Below are 14,137 nucleotides of genomic sequence, written 5' to 3'. Positions count from 1 at the left end.
GCTGCTCAAGCGTACTTAAAATTTGTATCCCCAACGTTGTTGCTTGCAGTGTGTAATTCGTTAAGACCTGCCATCACTGTTAACGGATATTTCTTCTAAAAATGAAGGAATCTCTGTCAAATGGTCAGTGAACTATACCAGCATAGCCTTATCCCAAATTAACCATAACACGAAGTAAATCGTTTTTATTCTACATCAAATGTCATCTTTGCTTCACATTATTTTTGTATAAGCGCAAAGCCAGCTCGCGCTGTACTGCATGATCTACCACAGGCATGGGGTAATCCATAGCCGATGACTTATCGAACAAGCTTTTTTTATGGAAACGCGGATCCCATGGCGCATGAATTCGCTGCTCCCCCAGGTCTGAAAGTTCCGGTAAATATTTACGGATAAATTTACCTTGCGGATCAAATTTTTCTGATTGCGATTGCGGATTGAATATCCTGAAATAGGGTTGTGCGTCACAACCTGTAGAGGCTGCCCATTGCCACCCCCCATTATTGGCTGCAAAGTCAAAATCAATCAATTTCTCGGCAAAGTAACGCTCACCCCAGCGCCAGTCAATCAGCAGGTCCTTGACTAGGAAACTGGCCACCACCATACGCAGGCGATTATGCATGTAACCCGTTTGATTCAATTGCCGCATCGCAGCATCCACAATGGGGAAGCCAGTACGCCCTTCGCACCATGCTGCAAACCACTGTTTATCGTTAGGGAAAGGCAGCGATTCATATTCAGGTTTATAAGATTTACCTTGCTGTAAATCTGGGCGGTGAAACAATACCTGGAAATAAAAGTCTCGCCAGATCAGCTCGCTTAACCAGGTGGCTGCGCCTTCGTTACCTGCCAAAGATAACTGCCAGGCGGCTGCACCTAATTGCCGGATGGAAATGGTGCCAAAACGCAAATGCACTGAGAGATAAGACACCCCTTTGACAGCAGGATAGTTACGCGCATCGTGGTATTGGTCTATACGATGCAAAAAATCTTTAAACAACTGCTGTGCGCCAGACATGCCAGTGGGCAAGCGCAAGTCTATAAGGTTTGTGCGCTGAAAACCTAGTGACTCCAGTGTCGGCATAGGCTCTGGGTTGGTCTGCGCAAGATGACTCCAATATTTTTTAACTGGATAAGCCTTGAGATAAAAGGCATTTAATTTGGCGAGGTGCGCATTTTTATAAGGGGTAAATACACCATAGGGTTTTCCCGCTTGCGTCATGACCTCGTCCTGCTCAAACAAGACCTGGTCTTTAAACAAGTCTAGCGTCCGATTTGTTGCCAATAAAGTATTGGCAACCTCTTCATCACGCGCGATAGCGACTGGCTCGTAATCCCTGTTGGCAAACACTGCGGTGACTTGCAGTGTTTGCGCCAGCGCCGGTATCTCAACTTTTGCCGGACCGTGCAGCACAATCAAGTCAGCGCCGTGCGCTTGCAGGGACTGTTTGAGTTCACGAACACTCTCCCAGATAAACTCTACCCTGCGGTCCTGTTTGTCTGCGAGATGATCCAGAATATCGGTATCAAACACGAAAGCGACATAGACTTGCGTATGGCGCTTCAATGCATGGTAAAGCGCCGCATGATCATCATCGCGCAAATCGCGACGCAACCAGACCAAGGCAGTGGACATATTTATTCCCGGTGATAAGGATGACCGCTTAGAACAGTGTGCGCGCGGTAAAGTTGCTCGGCCAGCATGACACGTACCATGCCATGCGGCATGGTCAATTTAGATAAACTGAATAGCCATTGCGCCTGAGCTTTGAGTTGGGCATGCAAGCCATCCGCCCCGCCTATGACCAATGATACGTCGCGCCCCATCTCTTGCCAGCTTTTGAGCTTTTCTGCCAATTGCAAGGTGGTCACGGCCTGACCGCGTTCGTCCAGCGCAACCAGGTAATCTTTACCGGCCACTTCCAGGATGCGTTTGGCTTCTGCTTCTTGCACCACTTCGCTGTTTTTGCCGGAGGCACGTTTATCAGGTTTAATTTCGATGATACGTGTTTCGAGCTCACGGGGCATGCGCTTGAGATACTCAGCGCATGCAGACTCTACCCAATCGGGCATTTTGTGACCGACAGAGATAATATTGAGCTTCATGGCGTAATGATTGCATGAGAAAAGCGGAGGAAAGCATTGACACCGCCAAGTGTAGAACTGGCGACTACGCGACGTGTGCGCACGTTCCGCACGCACACTACCTTCAAAGATAAAAGTCGTTTAAGCAGCAGAGGCCGCACGGCGAGACTGAGACTCGCTCCACAGTTGTTCGATATTGTAGTAGGCGCGTGTTGTTGGCACCATGACATGAACGACGATGTCGCCCAAGTCCACCAGCACCCACTCCCCTTCTTTCTCGCCCTCGACACCGCGTGTATCTACGCCTTTTTCCTTGAGCCTTTCGCGCACGTTATCGGCAATCGCCTTGCATTGGCGAGTGGAGTTACCGCTAGCGACAACCATGTAGCTGGTCACTGCCGTCATATGACGCACATCCATGACAGTAATATCAAAAGCCTTAATATCTTCCAGCGCGTCAACAACGGCCAGCTTCATGTCCTCAAGAGACAACACATCAATGTTAGGTTGCATAGGCGTACTCAAAATCAGGCGGCTTGCGCGGGAATATGGTTTTTCTGTTCAACAATCCGGTTTTGCGCATCCACGTAGACCAGTTGCGGATGGTAATTGGACAGTTCGGCTTCGGTATATTGCGAATAACTGGCAATAATAATTAAATCATCCGGATCGGCTTTATGTGCAGCCGCACCATTGACTGAAATCACACCAGAATGACGCTCGGCACGGATGGCGTAAGTCGTAAAACGCTCACCATTGTTGATGTTGTAAATCTGGATTTGCTCATATTCGTGAATATTGGCAGCTTCCAGCAAGGCTTCATCAATCGCACAGCTGCCTTCATAGTGCAGCTCGCTATGCGTCACACGCACCCGATGCAGCTTTGATTTCAACATGGTTCTTTGCATTGCGTCCCTTCAGTCGAATCCCCGCTCGCGCGGAAAAGGTCGTAATTATAAAGTTATCAATGGCTTAGCGCAAAATAAATTTATAAAAAACACGCACTCTTTTTATCACACACTGACTTCACAATTATCGATCAGGCGTGTCTTACCCAGCCTGGCCGCCGCCAGGATGACCCAGTCCCGTGTCTGTGCATCCGGCAGGGTCAATGCATGTTGACGCCGAATTTCTACATAATCCACCTGCCAGCCCTGCTGTTTCAACTGCAAACTGGCTTGCTCGCACAACTCAGCATAATCACGCTCCCCGACGAGTAAAGCATTTTTCATACTCAACAATTGCTGCTGCAACTGCGACGCCTGTTTTTTTTCTGCAGCCGTCAGATAACCGTTCCTGGAACTCATGGCCAACCCGGAAGGCTCACGCACAGTCTCCCCGGCGATAATTTCAATGTCAAAGTTGAGCTGGCGCACCAAAGCTCGGATCACCATGAGTTGCTGGTAATCTTTTTTACCGAACACTGCCACCTGGGGCTTGACCATATTGAACAACTTAGCCACCACCGTCGCCACGCCGGCAAAATGCCCGGGGCGGCTAGCACCGCATAGGTCATCCGCCAAGGGTGGCGGCTGGATGACGATTTGCTGATGTAAATCCCTGCCATCAAAATCCGGGTACATTTCCTCTACGGCTGGTGCAAACACGGCATCTGCGCCTACGGACTGCAGCTTTTCACAATCAGACTGCAATGTACGTGGATAACTGCCAAAATCCTCATTGGCTCCAAATTGCAGCGGGTTCACAAAAATACTGACTACCACCAAGTCGGCATGACTTTTGGCCAGCGTGACCAACTGGCAATGCCCGGCATGCAAATTACCCATGGTAGGGACAAATCCAACCCGCTGATCTGCGCGGCTGTCGAGGAAGGTGCGCAATTCGCGCAAGGTATGAAACAACTGCATGAATTAACTGTTTGATCCATCAAAACCATGATGCTAGCAATATATCACAGAGACATTTTTTAAGCCGGTACTTGCCATATCGTCGACCCGATAATTGACAAGCAAGTGAATCCACGCCTATAGTCACTTTTGCAATATTGCTAACGATAACAATTGAGGGAACGTGTAATGAGTGTCATGTCTGAATTTAAACAGTTTGCGCTAAAAGGCAATGTCATGGATCTGGCAGTCGGTGTCATTATCGGCGGTGCCTTTGGCAAGATCGTGGGCTCGTTGGTCGACGACATTATCATGCCGGTAGTCGGCAAAATTTTTGGTGGCTTTGATTTCAGCAATTTATATGTACCGCTCAACGGGCAATCGGCTGACCTGGCCCTGGCTGAAGCCAAGAAACTGGGCGCAGTTCTGGCCTACGGCAACTTTATTACCATCGTGCTGAACTTCGTCATCCTGGCATTCATTATCTTCCAGATGGTCAAGTTCATGAACAGCCTGAAGCAGGCAGAACCACCTCCGCCACCTGCTGCAACACCGGAAGACATTGTGTTGTTACGTGAAATCCGTGACAGCCTGAAAAAATAATTTTCAAGCAGTTCTAAAGATAAAGGGCGCCATTGCGCCCTTTGTCATATCATGCGTCCAGAATTCAGGAGTGCGGAATTCACTAGACCGAAATTAAAGGTCGGCAGGATTAGGTTGCACCTCATAGCTCTGACCTGAACTGTTATCAGACCCATCGTTATTCAGGAATACCACCACACTCACCTGGTCATCAATCAGATCAAGCTCAGTTGTCTGGTAATAAGCGCCCTGCGGGTCCTTGTTAATATTGTGGTAATGCCAGATCGAAGCCACCACACGTCCACTGTCTTTTAACTTCACATCCTCTGCACGTGCCGGCTCACCTAACAAAGCGACCAGTTGCGAGCGATTAAGCTTGCCGACCGCATCAACAAATCCCTGCTCATCCTCAGGAAACTTGCCAGCGCTGCCTTCTGCCAACACCGAGCCACTCACAGACAATAACGCAACTACCAACCACCCGTTCAACCAAGTTTGTGCTTTCATCATCACTCTCCTTTTATATTGATACTGTGGCAATTAAAACGACGATAGGTTCCTGAAATCTCTAGACAGACTCGATGGGATACGCCTCTTCCGGCAACTGTTCGACCAGCAATACATGTACGCGTCGGCTGTCTGCATGCACGACTGTTACACTCAGGTTATCAATACGAATATGCTCACCGCGTTTGGGTAAATGGCCGAAATGATTAACGACCAGACCGCCTACGGTAGAAAACTCTTCATCACTAAATTCAGTACCGATTGCTTCATTAAACTCTGGAATCTCGGTTAATGCCTTGACGCGGTATTTACCAGGTTCCTGCTGGATAATATTACTTTCGTCTTCGTCATCATCGTATTCATCTTCGATGTCGCCAACAATTTGCTCAAGCACATCTTCAATCGTGACCATCCCGGCCACACCGCCGTATTCATCTACCACAATGGCGATATGGTTACGGTTACTGCGGAATTCCTTGAGCAACACATTCAGGCGTTTGGACTCGGGAATAAAGACGGCCGGGCGCAACATGTCACGCAGTTCGAATGTTTCATGTGCGTAATAACGCAATAAATCCTTGGCCAGCAAGATGCCGATCACATCGTTTTTATTATCTTCAATGACAGGAAAACGCGAATGCGCAGTTTCAATCACAAACGGCAAAAAACTTTCCGGCGGCTGGGCAATGTCAATGACATCCATTTGTGAGCGCGGAATCATGATGTCCCGCACCTGCATTTCACTGACCTGCAGGACACCTTCAATCATGGCCAGCGAATCGCCGTCCATCAGGTGATTTTCGTAAGCCCCGTGCAGCAACTCAACCAGTTGCTCCCTATCTTCTGGCTCGCGCAGAAGAAAGTGGCTTAATCGTTCTAAAAGAGAGGGTTTATGAGACAACTTATCCGGCTCTGAAGCCATATGTACTGCTGAAACCAGCATCCTGTATAACGTGTTAACCTAAGCATACATGAAAATGGATGGCAATGTCACCTTCAAGCCAGTAGATGCCTCATTTGTAGCAAGATTTGTATTACCGGTTGTGCCAATCACAGTATAAGCATTTAAATTCTGCTAAATTAATGCCTATGTTGAATCGTCTACGCCCCACGCTATCTTACCTAGGCCAATCTGTTGCATTCAAGATTACCGCCGGACTCATTGTCTTTTATTTTTTATTTGCCTGGCTGGCGGTCAACCCATTGGCAAAATGGCTAGTGCCTAAGTTGGCAGAAAGCCAACTGGCCAGTCAGGCCAGGGTGGAAAAGGTCACATTTGATCCTTTTACCCTGACAGCAACCATTGAAAAACTGTCTTTAACAGAAAAAGACGGTGCCCCGCTAGCCGCGTTTGACAAACTGGTTGTTGACCTGGAAGCCAGCGGGCTGTTTAGCTGGGCCTGGAAACTCAAACATATTGCGCTGAAAGCACCGCGCGTCAATGTGCATATCTCCAAGCAAGGAAAACTCAACTGGGCCGACCTGATCGCAAAACTCAATGAAGACCCGTCACCGCCAAACCAGGACCTGCCGCGCGTCATCATTGAAAACATCACCATCAGCCGGGGCGATATTGAATACCTGGATGCACACCATGGCGAGCCATTGCAAGCTTCGCTCAAACCGCTGGACTTCACCCTGGAAGGTTTTTCGACCTTACCCAAAGACCGCGGCGATTACCTGATTGCAGCAAAACTGCCTTACCAAGGCGGCACCTTGAAATGGAAAGGTAACTTTGGTGTGAACCCTCTCGCCTCACAAGGCACATTAGCGATTGAAGCATTGCAAATTGCCAAAATCATGCAATGGGTGAATCCCGGCACCTTGCCATTTCAGGCACAGGCAGGGACGTTTTCCAGTGAATTCAATTACGATTTCTCCATGCCTAACCAGCAACCCAAACTATTGCTGGCTGACATCCGCTTGCATTTAAAAGCGCTGGAAGGGACATTGAAGCCAGACGATAAACTTGCTCTCAAACAGTTGGAAGTCACCGCCAAACGCCTGGCTTTGAATCAGAAAAAACAATTAGCCATCGATACTGAAAACATCCGTATTCAACTGGATGAGTTTAAACTGCAAAAGCCGCAGGGTGATGTGTCGATGGCTAGCGGCAACCTTGAGTTGCCTAAACTTGCTTTTAAACAAGACAAAGAAACGCAACTTAATTTTGACAAGCTGGACTTGAATCTTCGTCAGCTGCAGATTCAACATGCGCAGAAAACCTTGCTCCAGTTACCAGAACTGGCCATTAGCCATGCCAGCCTCAACTTGGCGGAACGCCAGGCCAATATCGCCAATATCGCGTTGAACAATGGACAGTTATCTGCCACACAAAACTCCGTGGGGACTTTGGACTGGCAGCAGGTATTTGCTGAGCCAGCGGCAAAAGCGCCTGCCAATAGCCAAAGCCCTGTAGCCAAAGCAGAGGATAAGGACAATATCCCTTTCCATTTTGCTATTGGCGATATCAGCCTTGCGCACTGGCAGCTCTCTTACACCGACCAGCAGTTCGCCAGCCCCCTGCAGGCGACCGTGGGAGACCTTAACCTGAACCTGGCCATCGACAACCAGTCAGGGCTGGCACTGAAAAATATGCAGCTTGATGCCTCACAATTCAATCTGCAGTCAGACAAAAAGCCTGTCGCACAACTTGGCAAACTGACAGCTGTTCATGGACAGCTTGCTCTGGACCTGCAAAAAATAGAGGTTGGCAGCATTCAGCTCAGTGGACTCAAAACTGCTGTCATCCGGCAAGCAAACCAGCAACTAAACTGGCAAAGCATATTAACCTATGCAAGCCATGGCGAGACAACATCGGTGGCACGCTCTTCGCCATCACAAACGACTGCACCAGCATCAAAACCCTGGGGATTTGCTCTGAAACGGTTGGCTTTACAACAGGCAGATGTGCATATTGAGGATCAGTCTACGCCCACACCTGTCGTACTCGATCTGGTGGATGGCAAGATTGAGCTCTCAGACCTCAGCCAGAACCTGACTCGGTGGCAGCCGATCAAGGCCGGTTTCAAGTTTAAGCAAGGCGGTCAATTTAATCTGCAAGGCAAGCTGGCTGCGGCCCCGTTTAAAACCGATATGCAATGTTCACTGACAGATTTATCACTGAAACCGTTTGCGCCTTATCTCCAGCAAGTCGCTTTGCTACGGCTTGAAAACGGCGCCGCCAGTGTCCAGGGCAAATTACAGCAAACCAATAATGGTGCCACCAGATTCGACGGCGGCTTTAGCATCAACCAATTATCCATTATTGAAGAAGACAGCAAGCAACCCTTCTTACGCTGGGAGAAACTGCAGGGCGACGGGCTAGCGCTTTCGTTGGCGCCGAATAAACTGCAAATTAGCACACTGTCATTGAGCAAACCTCAAACCAAATTTATTATTTACCCAGACCGCAGCTTAAATATTACCAAGCTAATGCGCAGCCCAGCACCAGTCGCCAGCTCGACTACAAATAAAAACACGACTGCCACACCGTCAGCAGCAGGCAAACATCCGGCGGTCGCCAACACCGCTAACGATGCTCAAGAAGGCAGTTTCCCTGTCGGGATCGATAGTGTGCGCATTCACAATGCAGAACTGGAATTTGCTGACCTGTCACTACCGCAACCATTTGGCACAAACATCCACAGTCTGGGTGGCGTCATCAACGGCATTTCCAGCAATCCGACATCGACCGCCCAGGTGGAAATGGATGGTAAGGTGGATGACTACGGTGCAGCCCGTATCCGTGGCTCATTGCAGCCATTCAAGACCACCGAATTTACTGATATCAAGCTGGCATTCACGAACCTGGAGATGAACCGCTTGACGCCCTACTCCGGCAAATTTGCCGGGCGCAAGATTGAGTCCGGCAAACTATCGGTCGATCTGGAATACAAAATCAAACAACGCAAACTCGCTGGTGAAAACAAATTTGTTATCAACAAATTAATCTTGGGGGAGCGCGTTGACAGCAAAGATGCCGCCAACCTGCCTCTCGATTTGGCGATCGCCATCCTCGAAGACAGTGATGGTGTGATTGACCTGGATTTACCCGTCAGCGGCAGCCTGGATGATCCTAAGTTCAGCCTGGGTGGGATCATGTGGAAAGCATTTACCAATGTGTTGACCAAAATTGTGACGGCGCCATTTAGTGCGCTGGGCAAACTCTTTGGCGGCGGTGAAAAACTCGAAGCGATTACCTTTGACCCTGGCAGTTCAACGGTTTCGCCACCCGAGCTGGAAAAACTGCACTCTGTGAGTAACGCGCTTGGCAAACGCCAGCAACTCAAGCTGGGCATTGTTCCCGGCTATGACGTGGCAGCAGATACCCGCGCCATTCAGGAAACCACCTTGCGTAAACAGGTGGCAGAAGAAGTTGGCGTCAAACTGGAAGCAGGGCAGGCCCCTGGGCCGATTGACCTCAACAATTCCAAGGTCCAGTCTGCGATAAAGACATTGCATGACCGTTTAACCAACAAAGGGTTGCTGAAGCGTCTGGCTTCGAAATTAGAAAAGACGCCTGCCGGTTTTTATGAGCAAGTACAAGAAACGCTCACCACAAGCATACAGGTATCGGAAGCAGATTTGCAGACGCTGGCTCACGACCGTGCAACAGCGATTCAAAAAGCGCTTATCGAATCAGGCGTTAGCCAGGAGCGCGTTGCTATCACGAATCCAGCAACCGTAAAAGCAGATCGAGACCATGTGCCGACCAAACTGACTTTAGATGCCATCAAGCATTAAATCTTGAACAGCAATCCTGCTGCCCAAGTGATTAATTACATGATGATGACCGCCAATAACTGCTGGAAAAAACGCAACACTGGCGACAGCAAAATACCAAGAATGCCGGTAAACAACAAAGCGATCAGGATAAACATGCCATAGCGTTCGATCTGGGCAAATTTGATCGCGGCTTTCATCGGCAGCAAGCTTACCGCAATCCGGCCACCATCCAGCGGTGGCAATGGAAACAGATTCAGCACTAGCAATACCAGGTTAATCTGTATACCAGCCACGCTCATTTGTGACAGATACGCTTGTGCAGACTCAGGAAACAACTCCACTCTGGCCAGCAATAACCCCCAGCCTATGGCCATGACAAAATTGGAAGCAGGCCCTGCAAGCGCCACCCACAACATATCCTGTTTAGGACGCCTTAACTGGCCAAAATTGACCGGCACGGGCTTGGCCCAGCCAAACAAAACACCCCCGAGCATAATGCTCAATGCGGGGAGCAAAATGGTTCCAATCGGATCAATATGTTTGAAAGGATTGAGGGTAATCCTGCCCATGCGCTCTGCGGTCAGGTCACCAAAATATTTGGCAGCATAGCCGTGAGCAGCCTCATGCACTGTAATCGCAAACAGGATAGGCAAGGCATACGCGGCAATTTTTTGTACAACAGTCAGTTCTTCCATGCATACTTCCAAAAAACATTAAGGCCAGGGTGCGACACCTGCACGCACAAGCTCAGGAGGGTCTTGCGTCAAATCCAATACAGTCGTCGCCCCGACATGCACAATATCACTGTCTATCACGGCGTCAATCTGATGCTCCAGGGTTTCGCGAATTTCCCAGCCTACAGACATCGGTGTCTCATCCCCTGGCAACTGCAAGGTCATACTGAGCATGGGCGAGTCTAACGCCTCCAGCAAAGCTTGCGTCACGATATGCTTGGGCACACGCAGGCCAATGGTGCTGCGTTTGGGATGCTGCAAGCGGCGCGGCACTTCGCGACTGGCTTCAAGCAAAAAGGTATAAGCGCCGGGCGTCAACGCTTTCAGTAGGCGGAACTGACTATTATTGACCTTAGCGTAAGTGCCAATCTCTGCCAGGTCACGGCAAATCAGCGTAAAAGGATGTTCGTCATCTACCCCACGTAAGCGGCGGATACGCGTTTGCGCGTCCTTGAACTCCATCAGGCAGACCAGTGCATAGCTGGAATCCGTGGGACAGGCCAGCACACCTCCCTCCTTCAACAATTGTACCGCTTGCTGGATAAGCCTGGACTGCGGATTCTCCGCATGAATAATAAAGTACTGTGCCATAACGACTATTGTAACTGACTGGCTTCTGGCCAATCCTGCCAAACAGGCACGCAACCTGAAGGCAAAGCTGGCAAACGTCCCATCTCCATAAATGATAGTCCTGGCCCGTGGTAATCAGACCCTTGTGAAGCCTTTAAATCAAACCGATGTGCCAGCTTGGCAAACTGCTCATATTGCGGCGGCTGGTGACTGCCAGTCACCACTTCAATCGCCGCACCGCCCAGGTTCCTGAATTCATGTAATAACAAATGCATGTTCACAAAACCCAGGTCATACCTGCCAGGATGGGCCAGCACGGCCACCCCGCCACTGTCACGTATCAGTTGCAATGCCTGCTCCAGGCTCATCCACTCGTGATTGACGTAGCCAGGCTTGCCTTTCACCATGTATTTCTTGAACACGGTCTTGATATTTTTGGCATGCCCATGTTTCACCATGAATTGGGCAAAATGACTGCGCGTCATGACGCTGTTACCTGCAATGTCTTTTGCGCCTTCGTATGCCCCTGCGATGCCGGCTTTGGCCAATCCATCGGCAATTTCACGGGCACGCGCCTCACGCGCTTCCCTCACCTGTTGAAAAGCCATTAGTAACGCCGAGTTTTCCGCATCCACTCGCAAGCCCACCACATGCAATGTACGCTTTTTCCATGTCACCGAAATTTCGACCCCATTGATCAAAGCAATACCATGCTGCTCGGCGGCGGCACGGGCCCTCGCCAGCCCACTCACTTCATCATGGTCAGTCAGCGCTAGCACACGCACGCCTTTGCTGGCGGCATGCGCGACCAGGTCTTCGGGGCTCAGCAAACCATCCGACATGGTGGAATGACAATGCAAATCGATGGGGACTGACATGATGGATAATGATGACATCGCCGGTTAGAGGGTAGGTGCCATAAAATAGGCAACCTTTACATTTCGACAGAAATCATAGCAAAATAGTGCCCTTACAGATAGCAGGAATTCAGTCGCCTGAAGCCAGTCATGCAAGTCATTACCGATTTATTGCCCGTCATCCTCTTTTTCATCGCCTACAAAAAAGCCGGGATTTTTACAGCTACCGCCGTCGCCATGATCAGTACATTGGTGCTCATGCTGATACTCTGGATCAAACGCGGCAAAATAGACAAAATGCTGATGATCAATGGTGCAGTCATCACCGTACTAGGCGGCATCACGCTATTGCTGCATGACAAAACCTACATCATGTGGAAACCCACCGCTATTTACTGGATAGGCGCACTGGCATTACTATTCAGTCGGTATATTTTCAAACGCAACCTGATTGAAAGCATGTTAGGCAAATTGATGGCGCCACCATCAGCCATCTGGGACAGACTAAACCTGTGCTGGATTGCTTTCCTGGTAGGCATGGGCATTTTAAACCTATATGTCGCATTCCACTTCAGTGAAGAAAACTGGGTCAACTTCAAACTGTTTGGCGCCACCAGCCTCATGTTTATATTTATTATTGCGCAGGTGTTTATGTTAAAAGATCACTGGATTGAACAAAACACCCCTTCTGCCTGACTAAGAGAAAACGCTATGCTTTATATGATTTACGCACAGGATACGCCCAACAGCTTGTCATTACGCTTGGAGCATCGTCCACCACACCTGGCGCGCTTGCAACAACTGCAAAGCGAAGGCCGTTTGGTGCTAGCAGGTCCTTTGCCAGCGATAGACAGCGTAGATCCCGGCGAAGCCGGTTTTAGCGGCAGTCTGATTGTGGCAGAATTTGATTCATTGCAAGCCGCCACAGACTGGGTCAACGACGATCCTTTTGTACATGCAGGCGTATACGGCCAGGTGCTGGTCAAACCGTTCAGAAAAACCTTGCCATAAATGCTTCACACCGAAATTGAACAGCGTTTGCAAGCGCTAGCGCCTGAACAACTAGAGATTCAGGATGACAGTGAACTTCATCGCGGACACGCAGGAAACACAGGCGGCGGGCATTTCACCATCAAGGTAAAAAGCTCGCTATTTTCAGGAAAATCACAGATAATGCGCCATCGCATGGTATATCAATGTTTGCAAGATTTAATGCCTCATCGCATACACGCGCTCAGTATTCAGGCCCTATCGACTGATGAGTCATTTATTTGAAACAATCCTGTTTTTTAATATCGCACCAATTCAAATCGTTATATAAGGATATTGCATGAAATTTTTGAAAGTAATGTTGGCGATTGCTTGCTTTAGCGCATTGCCACATGTATACGCGGCCGATGCCGATGCGGTTGCCACAGTCAATGGCAAGCCGATCAAGAAATCCTGGGTAGAGTTCATTTTGAAAGATGCCGAAGCACGTACAGGCCAGAAAGCCAATGATGGCATGAAAGCGGCCGTTGTAAACGAACTGGTGGGTTCTGAACTGGCCTACCAGGAAGCGCAAAAAGCCGGTATCGACAAACAACCAGATTTTATCGCTAGCGAAGAACTGGCCCGCCGCAAGTTGCTGGTAAACGCATTCCTGGCTGACTTCATCCGTAAAAACCCGGTGACCGATGCTGAGAAAAAAGAAGGTTACGAGCAATATAAAAAAGAACTGGGCGACAAAGAGTATAACGCCCGTCACATCCTGGTAAAAACTGAGGCTGAAGCCAAAGCGATTATTGCTGACCTGAAAAAAGGCACAGACTTTGCCAAAATTGCCAAAGAAAAATCTCAGGACCCAGGTTCTAAAGACAAAGGCGGTGATCTGGGCTGGTTCTCTCCGGCTGGCATGGTCAAACCATTTGCTGAAGCGTTGGTAGGCCTGAAAAAAGGCGAAACAACGCCTGAACCTGTGCAATCTCAATTCGGCTGGCACGTGATCAAACTGGTTGATACCCGCGCACTGCAAGCACCTCCTTACGAAAAAGTACAAGAAGGCATTGAGCGGACATTGCAACAGCGCAAACTTGAAAAATACATGTTGAGCCTGAAAGACAAAGCCAAAATCGATGTCTCTGGCCTCGAGAAGAAATAATCCAGGCACTACTCAAACACAATAAAAAAGCCAGTTCCAACTGGCTTTTTTATTGCCTACCCACTGACTTCCAAAGCAATAAGCGAG

16 protein-coding genes are annotated in these 14,137 nt (G+C 49.2%); 6 read left to right on the top strand and 10 right to left on the bottom strand.

Translation table 11 applies throughout. The features are described 5' to 3' along the window. Positions 1–202: 202 nt before the first annotated feature. From ACJ67_RS04875 to panC, 5 genes are all read right to left on the bottom strand, one after another. The gene (locus ACJ67_RS04875) at positions 203–1,636 is read right to left on the bottom strand and encodes a deoxyribodipyrimidine photo-lyase (protein WP_049638112.1); all 1,434 of its coding nucleotides are present in this window, start codon (positions 1,634–1,636) and stop codon (positions 203–205) included. A gap of 2 nt (positions 1,637–1,638) precedes the next feature. Further along, positions 1,639–2,106: a 23S rRNA (pseudouridine(1915)-N(3))-methyltransferase RlmH gene (gene rlmH / locus ACJ67_RS04870; protein ID WP_049638111.1), complete on the bottom strand. Its 468-nt coding sequence runs from the start codon at positions 2,104–2,106 to the stop codon at positions 1,639–1,641. Between the two features lie 120 nt (positions 2,107–2,226). After that, the gene (gene rsfS / locus ACJ67_RS04865) at positions 2,227–2,598 is read right to left on the bottom strand and encodes a ribosome silencing factor (RefSeq protein WP_049638110.1); all 372 of its coding nucleotides are present in this window, start codon (positions 2,596–2,598) and stop codon (positions 2,227–2,229) included. Between the two features lie 14 nt (positions 2,599–2,612). Further along, positions 2,613–2,993 carry an aspartate 1-decarboxylase gene (gene panD, locus ACJ67_RS04860; protein ID WP_026295295.1) on the bottom strand — a complete coding sequence of 127 codons (381 nt, stop codon included), beginning with the start codon at positions 2,991–2,993 and terminating at the stop codon, positions 2,613–2,615. Positions 2,994–3,098: 105 nt separating this feature from the next. Beyond that, positions 3,099–3,953 (bottom strand): pantoate--beta-alanine ligase, encoded by an 855-nt coding sequence (panC, locus tag ACJ67_RS04855; protein ID WP_049638109.1) that lies wholly within the window; start codon positions 3,951–3,953, stop codon positions 3,099–3,101. Between the two features lie 168 nt (positions 3,954–4,121). Here panC and mscL point away from each other — a divergent pair, with 168 nt between their 5' ends. Beyond that, positions 4,122–4,535 (top strand): large conductance mechanosensitive channel protein MscL, encoded by a 414-nt coding sequence (gene mscL / locus ACJ67_RS04850; RefSeq protein WP_049638108.1) that lies wholly within the window; start codon positions 4,122–4,124, stop codon positions 4,533–4,535. Positions 4,536–4,628: 93 nt separating this feature from the next. Here the strand turns inward: mscL and ACJ67_RS04845 are convergent, their stop codons facing one another. Both ACJ67_RS04845 and ACJ67_RS04840 read right to left on the bottom strand, forming a co-directional pair. After that, a complete protein-coding gene (locus tag ACJ67_RS04845) occupies positions 4,629–5,024 on the bottom strand; it encodes a hypothetical protein (RefSeq protein ID WP_231587256.1) in 396 nt (131 codons plus the stop codon). 58 nt (positions 5,025–5,082) lie between these two features. Then, a complete protein-coding gene (locus ACJ67_RS04840) occupies positions 5,083–5,943 on the bottom strand; it encodes an HlyC/CorC family transporter (protein ID WP_026295296.1) in 861 nt (286 codons plus the stop codon). 167 nt (positions 5,944–6,110) lie between these two features. Between ACJ67_RS04840 and ACJ67_RS04835 the strand changes: the two genes are divergently transcribed. After that, positions 6,111–9,767 carry a DUF748 domain-containing protein gene (locus ACJ67_RS04835; RefSeq protein WP_049638106.1) on the top strand — a complete coding sequence of 1,219 codons (3,657 nt, stop codon included), beginning with the start codon at positions 6,111–6,113 and terminating at the stop codon, positions 9,765–9,767. Between the two features lie 35 nt (positions 9,768–9,802). On the opposite strand, the gene ACJ67_RS04830 is transcribed toward ACJ67_RS04835, so the two are convergent. From ACJ67_RS04830 to ACJ67_RS04820, 3 genes are read right to left on the bottom strand one after another with little or no spacing between them, the layout of a single operon-like run. Further along, on the bottom strand, positions 9,803–10,444 hold the full coding sequence (locus tag ACJ67_RS04830; RefSeq protein WP_049638105.1) for a site-2 protease family protein: 642 nt from the start codon (positions 10,442–10,444) through the stop codon (positions 9,803–9,805). An 18-nt stretch (positions 10,445–10,462) separates the two neighbouring features. Next, complete coding sequence (locus ACJ67_RS04825) at positions 10,463–11,074, bottom strand: L-threonylcarbamoyladenylate synthase (RefSeq protein WP_049638104.1); 612 nt, start codon at positions 11,072–11,074, stop codon at positions 10,463–10,465. 5 nt (positions 11,075–11,079) lie between these two features. Continuing rightward, positions 11,080–11,931, bottom strand: a complete 852-nt coding sequence (locus ACJ67_RS04820) for a 3',5'-nucleoside bisphosphate phosphatase (RefSeq protein ID WP_049639778.1) — start codon at positions 11,929–11,931, stop codon at positions 11,080–11,082. 129 nt (positions 11,932–12,060) lie between these two features. Here ACJ67_RS04820 and ACJ67_RS04815 point away from each other — a divergent pair, with 129 nt between their 5' ends. From ACJ67_RS04815 to ACJ67_RS04800, 4 genes are read left to right on the top strand one after another with little or no spacing between them, the layout of a single operon-like run. Then, positions 12,061–12,606, top strand: coding sequence for a septation protein A (locus ACJ67_RS04815; protein WP_049638103.1), 546 nt, complete (start codon positions 12,061–12,063; stop codon positions 12,604–12,606). 15 nt (positions 12,607–12,621) lie between these two features. Continuing rightward, a complete protein-coding gene (locus tag ACJ67_RS04810) occupies positions 12,622–12,921 on the top strand; it encodes a YciI family protein (protein WP_049638102.1) in 300 nt (99 codons plus the stop codon). Continuing rightward, on the top strand, positions 12,922–13,185 hold the full coding sequence (locus ACJ67_RS04805) for a BolA family transcriptional regulator (protein WP_018985850.1): 264 nt from the start codon (positions 12,922–12,924) through the stop codon (positions 13,183–13,185). It begins immediately after the preceding gene. A 55-nt stretch (positions 13,186–13,240) separates the two neighbouring features. Next, positions 13,241–14,050, top strand: coding sequence for a peptidylprolyl isomerase (locus ACJ67_RS04800; RefSeq protein ID WP_049638101.1), 810 nt, complete (start codon positions 13,241–13,243; stop codon positions 14,048–14,050). The last annotated feature ends 87 nt before the right edge of the window (positions 14,051–14,137 follow it).

This window comes from Methylophilus sp. TWE2 (assembly GCF_001183865.1).
GTDB lineage: Bacteria > Pseudomonadota > Gammaproteobacteria > Burkholderiales > Methylophilaceae > Methylophilus.
Note: the sequence above shows the minus strand (reverse complement) of the source record. Positions and strands in the feature narration are given on the sequence as shown.